The sequence below is a fragment of the Enterobacter sp. J49 genome, assembly GCF_002148625.1.
Lineage (GTDB): Bacteria > Pseudomonadota > Gammaproteobacteria > Enterobacterales > Enterobacteriaceae > Enterobacter > Enterobacter ludwigii.
This window is the reverse complement of record NZ_MWPY01000015.1, coordinates 38496-60123: the sequence shown is the minus strand read 5'-3', so window position 1 is coordinate 60123 and position 21628 is coordinate 38496. Positions and strand designations below refer to the sequence as shown.

At 53.9% G+C, this 21628-nt stretch carries 18 protein-coding genes; 11 read left to right on the top strand and 7 right to left on the bottom strand.

All coding sequences use genetic code 11. The features are described from left to right. The first annotated feature begins 90 nt into the window (after positions 1-90). Positions 91-1101, top strand: a complete 1011-nt coding sequence (pyrD, locus tag BJP35_RS01645) for a quinone-dependent dihydroorotate dehydrogenase (protein WP_086462868.1) — start codon at positions 91-93, stop codon at positions 1099-1101. Positions 1102-1266: 165 nt separating this feature from the next. Beyond that, the gene (zapC, locus tag BJP35_RS01640) at positions 1267-1809 is read left to right on the top strand and encodes a cell division protein ZapC (RefSeq protein WP_025204541.1); all 543 of its coding nucleotides are present in this window, start codon (positions 1267-1269) and stop codon (positions 1807-1809) included. On the opposite strand, the gene BJP35_RS01635 is transcribed toward zapC, so the two are convergent. Further along, complete coding sequence (locus BJP35_RS01635; protein ID WP_025204540.1) at positions 1806-2915, bottom strand: YcbX family protein; 1110 nt, start codon at positions 2913-2915, stop codon at positions 1806-1808. The genes zapC and BJP35_RS01635 overlap by 4 nt on opposite strands. Before the next feature lie 98 nt (positions 2916-3013). Here BJP35_RS01635 and rlmKL point away from each other — a divergent pair, with 98 nt between their 5' ends. The 6 genes from rlmKL to rmf all read left to right on the top strand — a co-directional run bounded on the left by rlmKL (position 3014) and on the right by rmf (position 10942). Continuing rightward, entirely contained in the window at positions 3014-5122 is a 2109-nt protein-coding gene (rlmKL, locus tag BJP35_RS01630) for a bifunctional 23S rRNA (guanine(2069)-N(7))-methyltransferase RlmK/23S rRNA (guanine(2445)-N(2))-methyltransferase RlmL (RefSeq protein WP_047742495.1), read from the top strand. A 12-nt stretch (positions 5123-5134) separates the two neighbouring features. Then, on the top strand, positions 5135-7042 hold the full coding sequence (locus tag BJP35_RS01625; RefSeq protein ID WP_014169423.1) for an ABC transporter ATP-binding protein: 1908 nt from the start codon (positions 5135-5137) through the stop codon (positions 7040-7042). Positions 7043-7055: 13 nt separating this feature from the next. Further along, positions 7056-8309 (top strand): membrane integrity-associated transporter subunit PqiA, encoded by a 1254-nt coding sequence (gene pqiA / locus BJP35_RS01620; protein WP_047742497.1) that lies wholly within the window; start codon positions 7056-7058, stop codon positions 8307-8309. Between the two features lie 4 nt (positions 8310-8313). Continuing rightward, a complete protein-coding gene (pqiB, locus tag BJP35_RS01615; RefSeq protein WP_020884796.1) occupies positions 8314-9954 on the top strand; it encodes an intermembrane transport protein PqiB in 1641 nt (546 codons plus the stop codon). After that, entirely contained in the window at positions 9951-10517 is a 567-nt protein-coding gene (pqiC, locus tag BJP35_RS01610; protein ID WP_025204538.1) for a membrane integrity-associated transporter subunit PqiC, read from the top strand. Before pqiB ends, pqiC begins: the two co-directional genes overlap by 4 nt. Positions 10518-10774: 257 nt before the next feature. After that, complete coding sequence (gene rmf / locus BJP35_RS01600) at positions 10775-10942, top strand: ribosome modulation factor (protein ID WP_013097261.1); 168 nt, start codon at positions 10775-10777, stop codon at positions 10940-10942. A 72-nt stretch (positions 10943-11014) separates the two neighbouring features. Here the strand turns inward: rmf and fabA are convergent, their stop codons facing one another. Together fabA and BJP35_RS01590 are read right to left on the bottom strand one after the other, a co-directional pair. After that, positions 11015-11533 (bottom strand): bifunctional 3-hydroxydecanoyl-ACP dehydratase/trans-2-decenoyl-ACP isomerase, encoded by a 519-nt coding sequence (fabA, locus tag BJP35_RS01595; RefSeq protein WP_014169427.1) that lies wholly within the window; start codon positions 11531-11533, stop codon positions 11015-11017. Positions 11534-11601: 68 nt separating this feature from the next. Continuing rightward, on the bottom strand, positions 11602-13362 hold the full coding sequence (locus BJP35_RS01590) for a Lon protease family protein (RefSeq protein WP_047742500.1): 1761 nt from the start codon (positions 13360-13362) through the stop codon (positions 11602-11604). Between the two features lie 186 nt (positions 13363-13548). Here BJP35_RS01590 and matP point away from each other — a divergent pair, with 186 nt between their 5' ends. Beyond that, entirely contained in the window at positions 13549-14001 is a 453-nt protein-coding gene (gene matP / locus BJP35_RS01585) for a macrodomain Ter protein MatP (RefSeq protein WP_014169429.1), read from the top strand. Positions 14002-14070: 69 nt separating this feature from the next. On the opposite strand, the gene ompA is transcribed toward matP, so the two are convergent. Next, positions 14071-15126 carry a porin OmpA gene (gene ompA, locus BJP35_RS01580; RefSeq protein ID WP_020884794.1) on the bottom strand — a complete coding sequence of 352 codons (1056 nt, stop codon included), beginning with the start codon at positions 15124-15126 and terminating at the stop codon, positions 14071-14073. 354 nt (positions 15127-15480) lie between these two features. Further along, positions 15481-15990 (bottom strand): SOS-induced cell division inhibitor SulA, encoded by a 510-nt coding sequence (gene sulA, locus BJP35_RS01575; protein ID WP_032677816.1) that lies wholly within the window; start codon positions 15988-15990, stop codon positions 15481-15483. Positions 15991-16207: 217 nt separating this feature from the next. Here sulA and BJP35_RS01570 point away from each other — a divergent pair, with 217 nt between their 5' ends. Then, positions 16208-16834: a TfoX/Sxy family DNA transformation protein gene (locus BJP35_RS01570; RefSeq protein ID WP_032677817.1), complete on the top strand. Its 627-nt coding sequence runs from the start codon at positions 16208-16210 to the stop codon at positions 16832-16834. On the opposite strand, the gene yccS is transcribed toward BJP35_RS01570, so the two are convergent. Beyond that, complete coding sequence (gene yccS / locus BJP35_RS01565) at positions 16791-18953, bottom strand: YccS family putative transporter (protein ID WP_020884791.1); 2163 nt, start codon at positions 18951-18953, stop codon at positions 16791-16793. The genes BJP35_RS01570 and yccS overlap by 44 nt on opposite strands. A 19-nt stretch (positions 18954-18972) precedes the next feature. Then, complete coding sequence (locus BJP35_RS01560; RefSeq protein ID WP_047742503.1) at positions 18973-19419, bottom strand: YccF domain-containing protein; 447 nt, start codon at positions 19417-19419, stop codon at positions 18973-18975. 123 nt (positions 19420-19542) lie between these two features. Between BJP35_RS01560 and helD the strand changes: the two genes are divergently transcribed. After that, on the top strand, positions 19543-21597 hold the full coding sequence (helD, locus tag BJP35_RS01555; RefSeq protein WP_047742505.1) for a DNA helicase IV: 2055 nt from the start codon (positions 19543-19545) through the stop codon (positions 21595-21597). Positions 21598-21628: the final 31 nt, after the last annotated feature.

Genomic DNA, 21628 nt, shown 5'->3' with positions numbered 1-21628 from the left:
GTGTTTTTTTTGCCACAGGTCAATTCCCTTTCCGGGCCGGATCGCACATAATCCCCTCCCGGTTTGCACACCGGGAATCCAGGAGAGTTCATGTACTACCCCTTCGTTCGTAAAGCCCTTTTCCAGCTCGACCCTGAGCGCGCTCATGAATTTACATTCCAGCAGTTACGTCGTATTACCGGAACGCCGCTGGCCGCACTAGTGCGTCAAAACGTGCCGGAAAAACCTGTGCAATGCATGGGCCTGACCTTTAAAAATCCGCTGGGTCTCGCGGCGGGTCTGGGTAAAAATGGTGAGTGCATTGATGCCCTGGGCGCGATGGGCTTTGGCTCCATCGAAATCGGTACCGTCACGCCTCGTCCGCAGCCAGGTAATGATAAGCCGCGTCTGTTCCGCCTGGTCGAAGCCGAAGGGCTGATCAACCGCATGGGCTTTAATAACCTCGGCGTTGATCACCTTGTTGAGAACGTAAAAAAAGCCCATTTTGATGGTGTATTAGGCATCAATATTGGCAAAAATAAAGACACGCCGGTAGAGCAGGGTAAAGATGACTATCTGATTTGCATGGAAAAAGTCTATGCCTACGCGGGGTATATTGCGGTGAATATTTCCTCACCAAATACCCCGGGTCTGCGCTCTTTACAATATGGCGAAGCACTGGACGATCTTCTGAGTGCCATTAAAAATAAACAAAATGAGCTCCAGGCGATCCACCATAAATATGTTCCGGTCGCGGTTAAGATCGCACCGGATCTTTCTGCTGAAGAATTGATCCAGGTTGCCGACAGTTTAGTTCGCCATAATATTGACGGGGTGATTGCGACCAATACCACACTCGATCGCTCGCTCGTTCAGGGAATGAAAAACTGTGACGAAGCGGGTGGGTTAAGTGGACGTCCGGTACAATTAAAAAGCACAGAAATTATTCGTGCCCTGTCAGCAGAATTAAAAGGACGACTGCCGATTATTGGCGTCGGTGGTATCGACTCCGTGATTGCGGCTCGCGAGAAGATGGCGGCGGGTGCCTCACTGGTGCAAATCTATTCCGGTTTTATTTTTAAAGGACCGCAGCTGATTAAAGAAATCGTTACTCATATCTAATCTTTTCTCTTTATCAGACAACCAGGGCTTTATTTCCAGCCCTGGTTGTTTTATATTCCGTCATTGTTGCTTATTTAGTCATTATAGTCTTTTATTAATGGTGTTATAAACGAAGCGGCAAACAGGACATTTTTAGTACAGGAAGTTTGGGGACGGGAGAGAAACATGCGAATTAAACCTGACGATAACTGGCGCTGGTATTTTTGTGACGAGCATGATCGCATGATGCTCGATTTAGCCAATGGTATGTTGTTTCGTTCCCGTTTTGCTCGCCGAATGTTAACCCCGGACGCCTTCTCCCCGTCAGGCTTTTGTGTTGACGACGCTGCGCTTTATTTCTCCTTTGAAGAAAAATGCCGCGACCTGGTGCTTTCTAAAGAGCAGCGTGCCGAACTGGTATTAAACGCGTTAGTGGCTATTCGATTCCTGAAACCGCAAATGCCGAAAAGCTGGCATTTTTTACCGCACAGCATGAACTGGACCCCCGCCACCGGCGATGCGGCGAGCGTAAACCTGAGCGATACCGCTGAAGAGGTGAGCCTGCTGGTGGTTGAGCCTGGCGAAAATGCCGCACTCTGTCTGCTGGCCCAGCCCGGAGTGACCATTGCCGGGCGGACGATGCAACTGGGGGATGCCATTAAGGTAATGAATGACAGGCTGAAACCGCAGCAACGCGTAGACGCTTTCAGCCTCGAGCAGGCCGTTTAAGCTTCCAGCTGTACCGACGTTTTCGGAATACAGCTGCAGCACAGAATTGTACCATCATCGCCAATCGCGGATTTTTTCAGCGCGCTGACTTCCCCTTCGACCAGCTTGATTCGACAGCACCCACAGATGCCTGCCCGGCAGGAGTAAGGTACGCGGATCCCCGCTTGTTCCAGCTGTTCAAGTAAAACCTGCTGATTGTTGCCGCGGATAACGGTGCCCTGCCAGTGAATGTCTACGGGCGAGCTGGCTGGCGTCTCAACGTCGACGAACTCTTCTTCCTGACCTGCGCCATACACTCTTGCGGGTCCACGGGCGAGAATTTCGACTTCGTCGCCCACGCGGATGACGCCGCTTGAGCGCGGAATGAGGTTCTGGCCGAAATCAACATCGCCATTGTCCTGCGCTGTGCGGAATGACTGCAGGGTTTTTAACGGCTCGCCGGAAGGGTGTTTCTGGCCTTTTTCGGGACTGACGGTGGTAAAGATACAGCGGCTGCAAGGCTTCACGACATCAAATACCACGCTGCCTATACGGATCACCTTCCAGGTATCCTCTTCCCAGGCGTCAGCGCCTGTAACAACCAGGTTGGGACGAAACTGCTCCATCTGGACGCTGGCTTTACAGCGACGCTGCAGGTCGCGCAGGGAGGCGTCGTTAGTCAGCAGGAAGGGGAAGCCGTCCGCGAATGAGAGCGGGACCGCCTCGTGGCGCTTAACGCGCCGCGTCAGCGCCGGGCCGACCCAGCGCAGCTGCACATCCCGGGAGAAGAAGCCGCTCAGCCAGCGGTTAATGTCATCCGGGGCGATGCGCGCGGTAAAATGATTGCCCCACACTTCCGTTGGCGCTTCGACAGGCGCAAAATCAGCAAAGCGGATCACCACGCTGGAGCCATCCGGCGCGGTGAGATGCAAACCGTCATAAAGCGGGGAAGGGGTAAAGCGAACCATTTGTGGGAACTGGCGTGCGGTAATGAACGTACCGTCAGGTTCGGTGACCATAAAGATACGATCGAAGGCAAATCCGCTCATGTCGGCCAGCGCGTGTGAAACGCCGATCCCGCGCATGGATTTCACCGGATGAATAAAAAGCCTGGATAACGTCGCCACTGCACAGCCCCTCGAATGAAAATAAGCCTTCAACTTTATGACATACACGCCATATTAGCTATAATGCGCGACAATTTTCTAAGAGTAAAAGTGACGATATGAATTCTCTGTTTGCCAGTACGGCCCGTGGGCTGGAAGAGCTGTTAAAAACTGAACTGGAAACCCTGGGCGCGCAAGAGTGCCAGGTGGTTCAGGGTGGTGTCCATTTTGAGGGCGACACACGGCTTATTTACCAGAGCCTGATGTGGAGCCGTCTGGCATCACGCATCATGCTGCCGATGAAAGAGTGCAAGGTTTACAGCGACCTTGACCTCTATACCGGCGTACAGATGATCGACTGGACAGAGATCTTCTCCCCAAATGCCACCTTTGCCGTGCACTTTAATGGCGTGAACGATGAGATCCGCAACAGCCAGTACGGTGCCCTGCGCGTCAAAGACGCCATTGTGGACTGCTTCACGCGTAAAAATAAGGAACGCCCAAACGTCGATCGTGAAAATCCCGATCTGCGGATCAACGTCTGGCTCAACGGCGACACCGCCAGTATCTCTCTGGATCTGAGCGGCGCGGGTCTGCACCTGCGTGGTTATCGCGATCGTACCGGTATGGCGCCCATCAAAGAGACTCTCGCCGCCGCCATCGTGATGCGTTCCGGCTGGCAGCCAGGCACACCGCTGCTCGACCCGATGTGTGGCTCCGGTACGCTGCTGATTGAGGCCGCTATGCTGGCCACCGACCGCGCACCGGGCCTGCACCGCGGCCATTGGGGCTTCAGTGGCTGGGCGCAGCACGATGAGGCGCTGTGGAAAGAAGTCAAAGACGAAGCGCAGATCCGTGCACGTAAAGGTCTGGCGGAGTACACCTCCCATTTCTACGGCTCTGACAGCGACTCACGCGTCATTGAGCGTGCGTGCAGCAACGCCCGCCGTGCCGGTATCGGCGAGCTGGTCACCTTCGAAGTGAAAGACGTGGCGAACCTGACCAATCCGCTGCCAAAAGGCCCATACGGTACCGTTATCAGCAACCCGCCTTACGGCGAGCGTCTTGATAGCGAACCGGCGCTGATTGCCCTGCACAGCCTGCTGGGCCGTAATATGAAAAATGACTTTGGCGGCTGGAACCTGTCGCTGTTTAGCGCCTCGCCAGAACTGCTGAGCTGTCTGCAACTGCGTGCCGAACGCCAGTTTAAGGCGAAAAACGGCCCGCTGGACTGCGTGCAGAAAAACTACCATCTGGCCGAGAAAGCGGCGGACAGTAAACCATCGGGTGTGGCGGAAGATTACGCTAACCGCCTGCGTAAGAATCTGAAGAAATTCGAAAAATGGGCGAAACAGGAAGGTATCGAATGTTATCGCCTGTATGATGCCGATCTGCCGGAGTACAACGTGGCGGTTGACCGTTACGCTGACTGGGTTGTGGTGCAGGAATATGCGCCGCCAAAAACGATTGATGCACAAAAAGCGCGTCAGCGTATGCTGGACGTGATTGCGGCAACAATTTCGGTGCTGGGCATTGCGCCTAACAAACTGGTGCTGAAAACCCGTGAGCGTCAGAAAGGGAAAAATCAGTATCAGAAAATGGGTGAGAAGGGTGACTTTATCGAGGTGGGCGAATACAACGCGCGCCTGTGGGTTAACCTGACCGATTATCTGGATACCGGTCTGTTCCTTGACCACCGTATCGCCCGCCGCATGCTGGGCCAGATGAGCAAGGGTAAAGACTTCCTGAACCTGTTCTCCTATACCGGCAGCGCCAGCGTGCATGCTGGCCTTGGCGGCGCGCGCAGTACCACCACGGTGGATATGTCCCGTACTTACCTGGAATGGGCAGAACGTAACCTGCGCCTGAACGGTCTCACCGGTCGTCAGCATCGTCTGATGCAGGCTGACGTGCTGGGCTGGCTACGCGAAACGGACGAACAATTTGATCTGATCTTCATCGATCCCCCAACGTTCTCTAACTCCAAGCGTATGGAAGATAGCTTTGACGTTCAACGCGATCACCTGCGCCTGATGACCGACCTGAAACGCCTGCTGCGTAAGGGCGGTACCATTATGTTCTCGAATAACAAACGCGGCTTCCGCATGGATCATGAGGGGCTGGCTGCTCTGGGACTGAAAGCACAAGAAATTAGCCAAAAAACGCTGTCCCAGGACTTTGCCCGTAATCGTCAGATCCATAACTGCTGGTTGATCTCCGCGGTCTGAAAGGAATAATACATGTCTTTAATTAGTATGCACGGCGCGTGGCTCTCTTTCAGCGACTCGCCGCTTCTCGACAATGCAGAACTGCATATCGAGGACAACGAGCGCGTCTGTCTGGTCGGCCGTAATGGCGCGGGTAAATCCACGCTGATGAAAATCCTCAACCGCGAACAGGGCCTGGACGACGGGCGTATTGTTTACGAGCAGGATCTTATCGTCTCTCGCCTGCAGCAGGATCCGCCGCGTCACGTGACCGGCAGCGTTTACGATTTTGTTGCCGAAGGTATCTCTGAGCAGGCTGAATACCTGAAGCGTTATCACGAGATTTCACACCTGGTGATGACCGACCCGAGCGACAAGAATCTTAACGAACTGGCGAAAGTGCAGGAGATGCTCGATCACCACGGTCTGTGGCAGCTCGAAAACCGCATCAATGAAGTGCTGGCGCAGCTCGGACTGGAACCGGACATGGAGCTGTCGGCGCTTTCTGGCGGCTGGCTGCGTAAGGCTGCGCTTGGCCGCGCGCTGGTCAGCGGGCCGAAAGTGCTGCTGCTGGATGAACCGACGAACCACCTGGATATCGAAGCGATAGACTGGCTGGAAGGGTTCCTCAAAACCTTCAACGGGACCATTATCTTCATCTCCCACGACCGTTCGTTTATCCGCAATATGGCCACGCGTATTGTCGATCTCGATCGCGGCAAGCTGGTGACCTACCCTGGCGATTACGATACCTATCTGCTGGAGAAAGAAGAAAACCTGCGTGTGGAAGAGTTGCAGAACGCTGAATTCGACCGCAAGCTGGCGCAGGAAGAGGTCTGGATCCGTCAGGGCATCAAAGCCCGTCGTACCCGTAACGAAGGCCGCGTTCGCGCGCTGAAAGCGATGCGTCGTGAACGCAGCGAGCGCCGCGAAGTGATGGGCAGCGCCAGAATGCAGGTTGAAGAGGCCTCCCGTTCCGGCAAAATTGTCTTCGAAATGGAAAACGTCAACTATCAGGTTGATGGCAAAGTGCTGGTGAAAGACTTCTCCGCACAGGTTCAGCGTGGGGATAAAATCGCGCTGATCGGGCCGAATGGCTGCGGTAAAACCACGCTGTTGAAGCTGATGCTGGATCAGCTGAAGCCTGACAGCGGCCGCATTCACTGCGGGACTAAGCTCGAAGTGGCTTACTTCGACCAGCACCGTGCGGAGCTGGATCCGGACAGAACGGTGATGGATAACCTGGCGGAAGGTAAACAAGAGGTGATGGTTAACGGTAAGCCGCGCCATGTGCTGGGCTACCTGCAGGACTTCCTGTTCCATCCGAAACGTGCGCTGACGCCGGTACGCGCGTTGTCAGGCGGTGAGCGAAATCGTCTGCTGCTGGCACGTCTGTTCCTGAAGCCAAGTAACCTGCTGATCCTCGATGAACCAACAAACGACCTGGACGTGGAAACGCTCGAACTGCTGGAAGAGCTGATCGACGGCTATCAGGGAACCGTGATGCTGGTAAGCCACGACCGTCAGTTCGTCGATAACACCGTGACCGAGTGCTGGATCTTCGAAGGTGAAGGGCGAATCGGACAGTATGTGGGCGGCTATCACGATGCGAAAGGACAGCAGTCGCAGTCTCAGGCGCTAAAACAGGCTAAATCCAGAACCAGTTCCGAACCTGCTGTAACAAAAGCAGAAACTGTCAAGAAAACCTCGGTTAAACTAAGCTATAACCTGCAGCGCGAACTGGAAGGACTCCCTCAGCGTCTTGAAGAGCTGGAAGCCGCACTTGAAGATCTGCAGGCGCAGGTCGCTGATGCGTCATTCTTTACCCAATCGCATGACTATACTCAAAAAGTACTGGCAGAACTGTCCGCGGCTGAAAAAGCCCTGGAAGAAGCATTTGAGCGCTGGGAGTACCTTGAGTCTCTGAAGAACGGCGCATAAACAGGGATACAATATGTGTGACCAGCACCATGCCGACAGGCATATATTATGCTCTCAATGCGATATGCTCGTGGCGTTGCCAGAGCTTGGTCACGGACATAAAGCCCTGTGTCCCCGTTGCGGTACGACGTTGACAACCGAGTGGGACGCACCAAGGCAGCGTCCCACTGCTTATGCGCTGGCGGCGTTGTTCATGCTGCTGCTTTCCAATCTCTTCCCCTTCATTTATATGAAGGTGGGAGGGATGACCAGCCAGGTCGATTTGCTTGAAATTCCGGGGGTTATGTTCTCGGAAGACTATGCCAGCCTCGGCACCTTTTTCCTCCTGTTCGTACAGATCGTCCCGGCTTTTTGTCTGGTCGTCATTCTGTTGCTGGTGAACCGCGTCGCGATGCCCCTCGCACTTAAAATCTGGCTCGCGCGTATCCTGTTCCAGTTAAAAAGCTGGGGCATGGCCGAAATCTTTCTGGCAGGTATCCTGGTCAGTTTCGTCAAACTGATGGCGTATGGCGATGTGGGTATCGGCAGCAGCTTTGTACCCTGGTGTCTGTATTGCGTGCTGCAACTGCGCGCCTTCCAGTGTGTGGACAGACGTTGGGCGTGGGACGATATCGCGCCGGCACCGAGGCTGGTGCAGACGGTAAAGGTGGGGGTGCCAGGCATCCGCCAGGGGCTTCGTTCTTGCCCATGCTGCACCGCTGTGCTGCCAGCCGAACTGGATGTGTGCCCGCGTTGCGAAACAAAAGGATATGTGCGACGTAAAAATAGCCTGCAGTGGACAATGGCGCTGCTGGTGACTTCCATCATGTTGTACCTGCCGGCCAATATCCTGCCGATTATGATCACCGATTTGCTCGGTGACAAAATGCCCTCGACAATCCTTGCCGGGGTAATACTGCTGTGGGGTGAAGGCTCCTATCCCGTTGCGGGGGTGATCTTTATTGCCAGTATTATGGTACCCACGTTAAAAATGATCGCTATTGCCTGGCTCTGCTGGGATGCGAAAGGCCATGGCAAACGCGACAGCGAACGCATGCACCTGATTTATGAAGTCGTCGAGTTTGTTGGACGCTGGTCAATGATTGATGTGTTTGTTATTGCCGTTCTCTCTGCACTGGTGCGGATGGGCGGATTGATGAGTATTTATCCCGCGATGGGGGCATTAATGTTTGCGCTGGTCGTTATTATGACCATGTTCGCGGCCATGACCTTCGACCCTCGTTTATCGTGGGATCGTGAGCCTGAATCAAGCCATGAGGAACAGTAAGAGCATGGAAAATAAGAGTGGAGAGGCGAAAGTGCAGAAGGTCAAAAACTGGTCGCCGGTGTGGATTTTCCCCATCGTGACCGCGCTGATCGGTGCATGGATCCTGTTTTATCATTACAGCCATCAGGGACCGGAAGTGACGCTCATCACCACCAATGCCGAGGGGATTGAGGGCGGTAAAACGACCATCAAAAGCCGTAGCGTCGATGTGGGCGTGGTTGAAAGCGCAACCCTGACCGACGATTTAACCCATGTGGAAATCAAGGCACGCCTGAACGCGGGCATGGAAAAACTGCTGCACGGTGATTCAGCTTTCTGGGTGGTCAAGCCGCAGGTAGGACGTGAAGGGATCAGCGGCTTAGGTACGCTGCTCTCCGGTGCCTACATTGAACTGCAGCCGGGTAAAAAAGGAAGCCAGCCGGCGCAATACCAGCTGCTTGACTCACCACCGCTTGCGCCGCCAGATGCGAAAGGCATCCGCGTGATCCTGGACAGTAAAAAAGCGGGCCAGTTAACGGCGGGCGATCCCGTGCTGTTCCGCGGTTATCGCGTGGGATCGGTTGAAACAAGTACCTTTGATCCGCAAAAGCGCACCATCAGCTATCAGCTGTTCATCAACGCGCCAAACGATCGGCTGGTCACCAGCAACGTCCGTTTCTGGAAGGACAGCGGGATCGCGGTTGATCTGACGTCAGCGGGAATGCGCGTGGAGATGGGCTCCCTGACCACGCTGTTTGGTGGCGGTGTAAGCTTTGATGTGCCGGAAGGGCAAGATTTGGGACAGCCGGTTGCAGAGAAAACGGCGTTCAGGCTCTTTGACGATCAACGCAGCATTCAGGACGCACTCTATACCGATCACATCGACTTCCTGATGTTCTTTAAAGATTCCGTCCGTGGCCTTCAGCCGGGCGCGCCTGTCGAATTCCGCGGCATTCGCCTGGGTACGGTGGGGCAAGTTCCGTTCTTTGTACCGGGTCTGCAGCAGGTACTGGATGACGATTACCGCATTCCGGTGCTGATTCGCATTGAGCCGGAACGTCTGCTCAACCAGATTGGCGAGAATCAGGATATTGGTACGCATATTACAGAACTGATGAACCGGGGTCTGCGTGGGTCGCTGAAGACGGGCAACCTGGTGACCGGTGCGCTGTATGTGGATATGGACTTCTATCCAAAAGCCCCGCCGATTACCGGTATCCGGGAGTTCGGTGGTTATAAGATCATCCCGACGGTGAGCAGCGGCCTGGCACAGATCCAGCAGCGTCTGATGGAGACACTGGATAAGATTAACAATCTGCCACTGAATCCGATGATTGAAGCCGCGACCAGTTCGCTCAGCGAAAGTCAGGCAACGATGCGTCGCCTGCAAACCACGCTGGATAACATCAACAAGATCACCGCAAGCCAGAGTATGCAGCAGCTGCCGCAGGATATGCAGAAAACGCTGCGTGAGCTTAACCGCAGTATGCAGGGCTTCCAGCCTGGCTCGGCGGCGTACAACAAGATGGTGGCAGATATGCAACGTCTTGATCAGGTCTTGCGTGAACTGCAGCCGGTTCTGAAAACGCTCAATGAGAAGAGCAACGCGCTGGTGTTCGAAGCGAAAGATAAAAAGGATCCTGAGCCTAAGAGGGCAAAAGAATGAATAAATGGCTATTAATGGTTGGCGCTCTGCTGTTAACGGCGTGCAGTTCAGGCGTGGAGAACAAGAGCTACTATCAGTTGCCTCTTGCAGCGCAAAACGGGGTACAAAGTACCGCCAGTCAGGGAAACCGTCTGCTGTGGGTTGAGCAGGTTGCCGTGCCGGATTATCTGGCAGGCAACGGCGTGGTCTACCAGACCAGCGACGTAAAATACGTGATTGCGACAAACAACCTGTGGGCCAGCCCGCTGGATCAGCAGCTGCGCAACACGCTGGTGGCCAATTTGGGCAGCCAGCTTCCGGGTTGGGTTGTCGCGTCGCAGCCGCTGGGTAACGACCAGGATACGCTGAACGTCACGGTTACGGGTTTCCATGGCCGTTATGACGGTGCGGTGGTGATTAGCGGAGAGTGGTTGCTGAACCATCAGGGCCAGATGATTAAGCGGCCTTTCCATCTTGAGCTGAAACAGCAGAAAGATGGCTACGATGAAATGGTGAAAGTGCTGGCCCAGGGGTGGGCGCAAGAGTCGGCCAGCATCGCCAGGGAGATTTCCCGGCTGCCATAAGTAAAATTCATCGGTAAAAACCGCAGTCGGCCTGTTGCTGATTGCGGTTTTTTTTTCAGTTTCACTTCAGACCGTTACTTGTGCCGGGTCACAATTTTTGTACAAATGATCTTCCAGGTAGCTCACAAATATGACACCCGTATGAATTTTGAACATTGACGCTGCGACTAATTCGGGGTATTCGTTATCTGTGCCTGCTCAAGTTTGTGCAGACACTGTTTTCTTTCCACCAGACAAAAGAATGAGGGAAACGAGGCATGAAGAGACAGAAACGAGATCGCCTGGAACGGGCTCATCAACGTGGTTATCAGGCCGGCATCGCTGGACGATCTAAAGAAATGTGTCCTTATCAGACGATAAATCAAAGGTCACAATGGCTTGGAGGCTGGCGAGAAGCCATCGGCGACAGGGCACTCATAGCCTGATAACGTCTCTTTCAAAAAAAGAAACCTCCGCACTGCGGAGGTTTCGCCTTTATGGGGTCGCTCAACGCGAAATCAGAACGCGGAAGTGTCCTGGAACAGACCCACTTTCAGGTCGTTTGCGGTATAAATCTGACGACCGTCTACCAGCACTTCGCCATCTGCCAGGCCCATAATCAGGCGGCGGTTAACGATGCGTTTGAAGTGAATACGATAGGTCACTTTCTTCGCAGTAGGCAGAACCTGTCCGGTGAATTTCACTTCGCCCACACCCAGCGCACGGCCTTTACCTTCACCACCCAGCCAGCCCAGATAGAAGCCAACCAGCTGCCACATTGCATCCAGACCCAGACACCCAGGCATTACCGGATCGCCAATAAAGTGGCAACCGAAGAACCACAGGTCCGGATTGATATCGAGTTCTGCTTCTACGTAACCCTTATCGAAGTTGCCGCCGGTTTCGGTCATTTTCACGACACGGTCCATCATCAGCATGTTCGGGGCCGGTAACTGTGGGCCGTTAGCGCCAAACAGTTCACCGCGACCAGAGGCAAGAAGGTCTTCTTTTGTATAGGATTCGCGTTTATCTACCATGTTCTCAGTAAGCCTTATTTTAGTGAAGGACGCAGGATAGCTAACACGTGTACGCTGAACAAGTCCGATCAGTTTGAACTAAACCAGCCTAACCAGCGTAACGGCCAGGGATAACGATGACGAGCATCCTGCTGCGTCGCCTGAGCAATGCGCTCCTGGATAGTCTGCATCAGGGTTGTTTGCCCTTCGCCGTCCCATACCAGGTTTGTCAGTAAGGGTAGTGCATCATCAATGCCTTCGATGGCCCAGATGGTGAATTGTTCCTGTTCCACGGCATCCAGAATGTCCTGGCTGAGGCTCAAATGGCGCGCGTTAGGGGCAGGAATAATCACCCCCTGTTTGCCGTTTAACCCACGCTGCTGACAAATCGAGAAGAAGCCTTCAATCTTTTCGTTCAGACCACCCACTGGCTGCGCACGACCAAACTGATCGACCGAGCCGGTGATCGCGATGTTCTGATTAACTGGCACTTCTGCCAGGGCGCTGATTAAGGCGCACAGCTCAGCCATAGAGGCGCTATCACCGTCGACTTCACTGTATGATTGCTCAAACGTCAGCGAGGCGGAGAAGGGGATTTGCTGCTCAAGCTGCAGCTCTGACATCAGGAACGCCTGCATGATCATCATGCCTTTAGCGTGAATGTTGCCGCCCAACTCGGCTTTGCGTTCGATATCAGTGAACTCACCGTCACCGACATGCACAACGCAGCTGATACGGGAAGGCTCCCCGAAAGCGCGCGGGTGGCCGGGGAATTCAATCACCGACAGGGCATTGATCTGCCCGATACGTTCGCCTTCGGTCTCAACCAGAATTTGTTCCAGCAGAATTTCATCCTGCATACGGTCAGCAAGATAGCCTTCACGCCACTCACGCTGCGCCAGCATCTGGGTAAGCTGCTCACCGGTGAATACGCCGTTATCGCTGACGACACCCACTTCACGTAACTGCTTGCCGATCCAGAGCGGGCAGAGCGGCAGCGTCTCCTGGTCACCGGTATAGCGAACCGCTTCGCGGATCAAACCAGGCCAGGCGTCGGCGGCCGGCGTTGGCAGTGCGAAACGTTCCGCAACGCTCAACACCCACTGGCACCACTGTGCCATATCATCGGCATCGGTAATCTGGATGTTATCTTCGTATTCGCTGTAGACCGCCTGCTCAGCCAGTTCGGGCTCCATCTCCTGGAAGTCAGCCAGCGATTCACGATCACCCGTCAGCACCACGGTCAGCGACAACGGCATTGAAGGAACTGAGACGGGCAGGGGACGAGACTCGTCGTAGCCAACCCAGTCAAAACGCTGCTGGCTAACCACCGTTTTCAGGCGCATCCACAGCAGAGGTTGTGAGAGGAGGGTGCGCAACGAGATGATCAGTACGCCGCCATTCGCGCGGTGCACCAGCCCAGGTTGCAGCGAGAGCTCACCGTTAAACTGGCGCAGACAACCAAAGAGTTGTTCAGCCTCGACCCAGTTAGCGGTAATCACTTCACCCCTGGCAGCAAAGCGGTCGTCGGGCTGCTCTGCCGGTTCGAATGTGACATCATGTCCCGCGATACGATATTGGCCGCCAAAGACGGCGTTCGCTTGCGGTCGCAACTGGCGCATGGCATCACCCAGAAGCGTCAGATATTCCGCTTCTTCCGGGGCCTTGAGCATCATGAAGGGTGATGTTGCCCAGGGGCTTAACACCTGCTCCAGCGCATAATGCAAACGGGGTTGCGTATCGCTAAGGATGAATTCGTGTTCTTTTGCGAGATCGGGTCGTGCAAACAGTTCCTGATAGCTCTCGGTATCCGGAACGAGGTCACGCCATGCAAGTTTCGTAATGGTCAAAGTTGATGTTTTTTAGTTAGATGTAAAAGCGTGGAGTATACCGTAAGCGGGGGGCTCTACCCAAGCAGGATTGGGCATTTCGGCAGGGTGATTGGCTGCATTCACTCACAGGATATGATTTCTTTTCAGCAGATTGCCAAAAAACTGATATTCTGAACAGAGTTACGTGGTAACACTGAGATCGCAATGAAATATCAACAACTGGAAAATCTCGAAAGCGGCTGGAAATGGAAGTACCTGGTCAAAAAGCACCGTGAAGGGGAGCTGATCACCTGCTACATCGAAGCCAGCGCAGCGCAAGAAGCCGTGGATATTTTGCTGACCCTCGAAAATGAACCGGTACAAGTTAACGGCTGGATTGAGAAACACATTAATCCTGCGTTGTTAAACCGGATGAAGCAAACTATTCGTGCGCGTCGCAAGCGGCATTTTAATGCGGAGCATCAGCATACTCGCAAAAAATCCATCGACCTGGAGTTTATGGTCTGGCAGCGTCTGGCAGGGCTTGCGCAACGGCGTGGGAAAACTCTGTCAGAAACGATAGTGCAGTTGATTGAAGATGCCGAGCATAAAGAGAAGTACGCCAACCAGATGTCGACGCTGAAGAATGATCTTCAGGCTCTGTTGGGTAAGAAATAGATTTTTGTTTTCTTCAGATTCAGATAATAAAAAACCCCGCAGTGCGGGGTTTTTTTATAAGACGATAACTTATGCCGCTGGCTGAGTTACAACGTCTTTGATGCCTTTAACTTCGATCTCTACGCGACGATCTGGAGCCAGGCAGTCGATCAGTGCAGCGCGAGCTTTAACGTTGTCACAGGTGTTGCCAGTAACTGGGTTAGCTTCGCCCATACCACGTGGGGAGATCTTGTTAGCTGGGATACCTTTAGAGATCAGGTAATCAACAACAGACTGAGCACGTTTCTCAGACAGTTTCTGGTTGTAAGCGTCAGAACCGATACGGTCGGTGAAGCCCAGAACCACTACAGAACCGTCTTTAGGATCCAGGTTGCTCAGCTGGGTGTACAGCTGATCCAGTGCCTGCTGACCTTCTGGTTTCAGGGTAGCTTTGTTGAAGTTGAACAGAACGTCAGACTTCAGAGTGAAGTGCTTGGTCTGTACTTCTGGAGCTGGAGCCGGCGCTGGAGCAACGATTGGCGCTGCATCTTCCTGCTGGCCGAAACGGTAGGAAACACCTACGCTCAGCATGCCGTTGTCCGGACGAACACCAACGGTGTTGCCGTCGCCGATGTTGTTAACCCACTGGTATTCCAGACGGGTAGCGATATCACGGGTCATAGCCCACTCAACGCCACCAGCGAATACTGGGGAAACACCGGTGTCATGGTCGTCGCCAGCGATGCTGTTGCTGGAGTCAGCGCGCCATACCATGCCGCCCAGACGAGTGTACACGTCCAGATCGTCAGTTACTGGGTAACCCAGTTTAGCGGTCAGCTGTACGCCCTGAGCTTTAAAAGCGCCGTTTACGTTGTCGCCTTTGTATGGCATACGACCTAACCAGTCGTAACCCATTTCAAAACCAACATACGGGTTAACCTGATAGCCACCGAACGCACCTGCACCAAGCTGGCTCTCGTGAGTAGGGCCATCGTTGTTCAGGCTGCTGTTGTACCAGCCGGTGTCATGGAACTGAGACCAGCCCAGTTTACCACCTGCATACCAGGTATTATCTTTCGGAGCGGCCTGCGCTACGGTAGCGAAGCCAGCCAGTGCCACTGCAATCGCGATAGCTGTCTTTTTCATTTTTTGCGCCTCGTTATCATCCAAAATTCGCCATGAAGGTCTCAATAGAGATTCACGGTTAAATCCTTCACCGGGGGGCGTGGTCAAATATAAATCTACCGATATCTTCGGCTTAGGCCGAGCACCCCTGGCGATGTAAAGTCTACAACGTAGCTGAAAACTTACAAGTGTGAAGTCCGTCAGGCATATGAAAAAAAAAGTTCCGTATACCGATTATTTAACATTTTTCGAACGAGTTTTGTGCAATAAAATTAAGGAGAACCGCACCAGACAAGCCTTGCCGCAGTTTTGGCGCCTGGAACTAAAATCGCATCTTGTGGTCAAAAAAAATTCCAGGAATAATCTTAATTTTCCTCAATGATACAAATTTGAGTGAATTTTTAGGCCAGAAAGTTGTCCTCTGCGATAAGAATCTGGTCGAACCGGACGCATGATCAACCCGATCGCACTACCTTCTTCAGCCGCTTCCGTCAGTCGAAAATGTTCCTCATCGGTCAATTCGTCTGATAACCATCCAATCACCACGCTGTAATTCCCCGTACGTAACGCCCGGATCATCGATTCCACAGTATCGCAGGGAGAGAGTTGGTTAATTTGCATGACCTTTGTCAGCGGCAGGCCCGCGGACTGCACCCATTCACGGCTCAGTTTTTGTTGAGGCGTCAGCCAAAGCTGCCAGCGCGACTGCTGACCAAGCTGTTGTAATAACGGCAACAGCAGAAGTTGAGTGAGCAGGGGCTGGTCTTCACGATAAACCACTTCACTGATAAGCCCTGTCGAAACACGCCCGGTGGAATTCTGCGTGACATTGCCAGCGGAAGAAGAGAGAGAGGTTGAGCGATTTGCATAGCCTGAAGTGTACATATTCATTCCAGCCCTGTAGTTACTGTATGGATATACAGTAACCCCTGTATGCATAAAGATCAACCTCATTTTCGGAAAGCGACTCGCAAAATTCATTCATTATTGATGCGCCTGGAAAAATCATCTTGCTCAACGACGATAAGTTGCCTATTTTCCTGCTAACGGATCCGCTAGTAAGAAATTTCGTTGTTACTTTATGATTTTGAAGGGAAATATCATGAAAAAGATATCTTATGAACGGATTTATAAATCCCAGGAATACCTTTCACCCTTAGGTGAAATCCACCATCGTGCGCTGTTCGGGGGGTATACCCTGGCCGTAGATGATGCCGTCTTCGCTATGGTCTCCGACGGGGAGCTATATCTCCGGGCCTGTGAGGAAAGTGCAAAATACTGTGTAAAAAATGCCTCGTCATTCTTAACCCTCATGAAACGGGGTCGTCCGGTGCTGCTCAATTATTATCGTGTCGATGACGGACTGTGGCAGGACAGAGAACGGCTGCTTCAGCTCTCCTCGTTCGCGCTCAATGCGGCACGAAAAGAGCGCTCGCAGCGTGATCGGCGAAACCGCCTCAAGGACTTGCCCAATCTCACCTTTCAGCTTGAAGTGCTGCTCTTTGAAGCCGGAATCACTAATGAAGAGACGCTGCGGGAGCTGGGTGCCCGTGCGAGCTGGCTAAAGATGCGGGCGAAAAATAAAGCGCTCAGCATTAAAGTGCTCTTCGCACTGGAAGGGGCCATCGCCGGACTTCATGAGGCGGCACTCCCGGCGGGAATTCGCCGGGAGTTAACGGAGTGGTTTAATGCGCTGCCTGAGCCACAGGAGAATCACTCCTCCAGGTAGCGATCTGCAGTTGCAGTCGGCAAATTTCTGGCAGCAGAGCGATAAGGAGGCCAATCTGCTGAAGAACCAGCGGTGCTTTGCTGTCGCTTCCCGGGTCAATATGCGTAATACGCTGAGCCAGTTCATCCAGCGCGTGTTGAACGCGAGGCTCATCGGCTGGTCGGTGATGAAGCGCGTCATCGACATAGCATACGGCATCATCCAGCAGGGCGAGGATGGCCGGGTGAGTCAATTTCTCACGGTGGGCACCCAGCGTCGAAATATAGCTGGTGAAGGTATGGTTCAGACAGAGCAGGCGGAAAGCCGTTTCCCGAATTTCTGCCGTGGCGCGAGGCTCCGTGGACATGTTAGAGACCACCGAAGCCAATTCAGCATCACAGTTATGCGCATCGCGACGCGCGATACGATAAGCCAGACGGTTATCGCGACCCTGATGATACTGCTCAAGGATGGCATCAAGGTATCGACAGTTCGCGTTCATCGCCCTGTCTACCACACGCGGTAAATTACGGAACCGCCAGTCCGGCCAGATAAAACTGACCGCCGCCCAGGCGATAGCGCAGCCAATCAGCGTATCTATCACGCGGGGCAAGGCCACTTCAAATCCTTCACCCAGCAGGTTAAAGCAGAGTAGCACCAGCAGCGTGATGAACATTGTGGCATGCGCATACTGCACATTACGAAAGGCGAAGAACAATACACCGGTGATCACGATCAGGATCAGCTGGCCTTCGACAGAGGGCACGAAATAGAGCACCGGCAGCCCAATAGCGACGCCCACCAGCGTACCAATAATACGTAGCGCAAGGCGGTGGCGGGTGGCGTTATAGTTTGGCTGGCAAACAAACAGGCTGGTCAGCAGGATCCAGTAACCGTGATGTAAGCCGGTTATCTGAATGATGGCATAACCCACGCACAGCACCAGTGACATCCTCACCGCATGGCGAAACAGTGCCGATTCCGGCGTAAAGTTGCGGCTCAGTCGCAGCCACATATCGCTGAAGCTATGCACGCTGTCATCAGCAAGCTGATTCTCCACATCTTTATCGGGGAGCGCCATCGCCTGCTCGGATTCAATGGTAGCCAGCTGAGCATCTATCGCCCGCAGGTTATTCAGCAAAAATCCCAGTGCTTTAATATGTTCCGGCGATGTTCCACTGGCCTGAACGCGATCGAGCGCCGCATCAAGATGGCTAAATACGCGTTCGAAGCGCGGGTCATGTTGATAGGGCGTACGCAGCAAAATGGAGCGTGCCAGCTGCTGGCACGCCTGAGACTGCATCGACAGCAGGCGCTGGAAGCGGAACATCACGTCGCTGTAGCGGAACTTCTCGCGCAGGGCAGCATACTGAACGTGCGAGGAGCTGGCACGCTCATGAATATCCTGCGCCGCGAAATAGTAGTGCAAGGTTCTTCGCGTTCCGCGCTGACCGCGATCGCCCCGCAGACGGGTAAGCAGTGAGGCTTTCGTCTGGTTAAGTGTGGCGACCAGTTGGCCGTTGGCCAGAGCCAAATCGTAAAGCGGAGACTGGCTCTCCTCCTCGATATCCGGATCGAAGAGCCGGGATTTTAGCTCAAGATAGTGAGCCAGTTGCTCAAAGCTGCGGGCAAGGTTGTCCTGAAGAGGGCGAACCGGAAAAATAAGATGCCCGGTTAACGTCAGCAGGTTATACCAGATGGCCCCCAGCAACAGCAGTATGGGCTGCTGGTACCATTGATCGTAAAGGGAAACACCCAGCATGGTGTAAATGGCGATCAGCAGGGCACCAAAGGCGATAGTGGCATAGCGCTGCCCAAGGCCGCCAAGCAAAATAAACCCGCTGGTAGAGAGCGTAAGGCCAATGGCAAACAGCCAGGGCCAGGGGAAGAGCAGCTCCACGGAGGCTGACGCGATAAAAAAACAGACCAGCGTAATCACAAGATTACGCAGGCGCCCGGCAAGGCGATCGTCCAGATCCGCCAGCGCCCCCGCAACCACTCCCAGCGTGAGCGGGATGGTGAGTTTTACGTCATTCAGCCACCACGGCAGGGCAACCGTGCCGCAAAGTGCGATAAATATTCTGACGTTATAAAGCCAGATGCTGTTCCAGGTATAACGGCGAAGCAGTGGGCTTAGCATAAGCACGGCCAGTCCTTATTTACTGAAAACGACGACGCGCGTTTGCTTCACGTGCCGCCTGTGCCACTTCTACCGGAACGACCCTGCGCCCGACTGGCCAAAGCGCGATGGCGGCAATCTTAAAGTTCGCGATCCCCACCGGAATACCAATAATGGATATGCACTGGGCAATACCGGCAAAGATATGCATCACACACAGCCACCAGCCGAAGAAAACCAGCCACAGAATATTGAGGACCGTGCCTCCCGTGTTCAGCAGTGCGTTTTTGCTCTCCGGGTTCAGTTCGTCAACGTGGACGGCTTCATTCCCGTACGGGATTAAAGAGAGTTTGGTGATTTCCCAGCAGGAGCGGGTCAGGGGGAGCGTAAAAATAAGGACGATGCTCACCAGCGTGGCAAAAAGCCAGGCAAGAGTGGTGGCAAAACCGCCTAACACAAAATTCAAAACATTCAGAACAGTACGCATAAACCCTCAGTTCCTTTCGATATGATTAACGCCCAGTGATTGTAACGTTTTTTTAGGCTGGAGCACCTTAAAACTGGCAGTTAAACTGTCAGGTAAATTATCTCTTCGTGGATTCGGCTGGACATGGAACTGAAAGCAACATCATTAGGCAAACGCCTGGCGCAACACCCCTACGACAGGGTTGTCCTCCTTAATGCCGGAGTGAAAGTCTCCGGAGAACGCCACGAATACCTTATTCCGTTTAATCAACTGCTGGCTATCCACTGTAAACGCGGGTTGGTCTGGGGCGAACTGGAGTTTGTCCTGCCTGACGATAAAGTCGTGCGCCTTCACGGTACCGAGTGGGCTGAGACCCAGCGCTTCCATCATCACCTGAATATGCTCTGGCAGCAGTGGAGCCAGGATATGAGCGTGATTGCCGCTCAGGTACTGCAGCAGGTACTGAACGATATTGCACAAAGTAACGAGCAACAAACGTGGCTCACCCGCCAGCAGACGGCCGGGTTGCAGCAAAAGATCAGGCAGGCGCTGGCGGCACTGCCGTTATCCGTGACGCGTCTTGACGAGTTCGACAATTGCCGTGACGCCTGGCGTCAGTGTCAGGCCTGGCTTGGCGATACAGACAAGAGCCGGCTGGCGCACAACCAGGCGTGGACAGATGCCATGCTGACCCGTTATGCCGACTTTTTCAGCACGGTTGAATCTTCACCGCTTAACCCTGCACAGGCGCGCGCCGTGGTTAACGGCGAGCACTCCCTGCTGGTGCTGGCGGGTGCCGGAAGCGGCAAAACGTCGGTGCTGGTGGCCCGTGCGGGTTGGCTACTGACAACGGGTGAGGCTGTCGCCGACCAGATACTGTTGCTGGCGTTTGGCCGTAAGGCAGCCGAGGAGATGGACGAACGCATACAGGAACGCCTGCATACCCGGGATATTACCGCCAGAACCTTCCATGCCCTGGCGCTGCATATTATTCAGCAGGGCAGTAAAAAAGTGCCTGCCATCAGCAAGCTGGAAAACGACACGCAGGCGCGTCAGGCGTTGTTCATTAAAACGTGGCGTCAGCAGTGCAGTGAGAAAAAGGCGCAGGCTAAAGGGTGGCGTCAGTGGCTGGAAGAAGAACTCAACTGGGACGTACCGGAAGGCAATTTCTGGCAGGATGAAAAACTGGCTCGTCGCCTGGGCTCTCGCCTCGACCGCTGGGTTAGCCTGATGCGGATGCACGGCGGATCGCAGGCCGAGATGATTGAAAGCGCGCCGGAGACGATCCGCGTCCTGTTTTCGAAGCGGGTTAAGCTGATGGCCCCGATACTGAAAGCCTGGAAAACCGCGCTGAAAGAGGAAAATGCCGTCGATTTCTCCGGTTTGATCCATCAGGCCATTATCATTCTTGAGAAGGGCCGTTTTGTCAGCCCGTGGAAGCATATCCTGGTGGATGAATTCCAGGATATCTCGCCGCAACGTGCCGCGTTGCTCTCGGCGTTAAGGGCGCAAAATAAACATACCTCGCTGTTTGCGGTGGGCGATGACTGGCAGGCTATCTATCGCTTCAGCGGGGCACAGCTCTCCCTGACGACTGCATTCCATCACTATTTTGGCGAAGGCGATCGCAGCGATCTGGATACCACCTACCGCTTCAATTCCCGGATTGGTGAAGTTGCCAACCGCTTTATCCAGCAGAACCCGCATCAGCTGGCAAAACCGCTAAATAGCCTCCGGGCCGGGGACAAAAAAGCCGTTACCCTGCTGGCGGACGATCAGCTGGAGCCGCTGCTGGACAAACTGAGCGGCTATGCGAAGCCGGATGAACGTATTCTGGTGCTGGCACGCTATCACCATCTTAAACCTGCGGCGCTGGAAAAAGCCGCGACTCGCTGGCCGAAGCTGCAGCTCGATTTTATGACCATCCACGCCAGCAAAGGACAGCAGGCCGACTATGTGATAGTGATGGGGCTCAAAGAGGGGAGCGATGGTTTCCCGGCTCCGGCACGAGAGTCGGTAATGGAACAGGCGTTACTGCCGGTCCCGGAAGATTTTCCGGACGCCGAAGAGCGGCGTTTGCTGTACGTGGCGATGACCCGCGCGCGTCATCGTGTGTGGCTGCTGTTCAACAAAGAGGAGCCGTCGGTGTTTGTCGATATTCTGAAGAGTATTGATGTCCCAGTGGCGAGGAAGCCTTAACGGGATAGCGGAGCGGTAATATTGCAGGCCC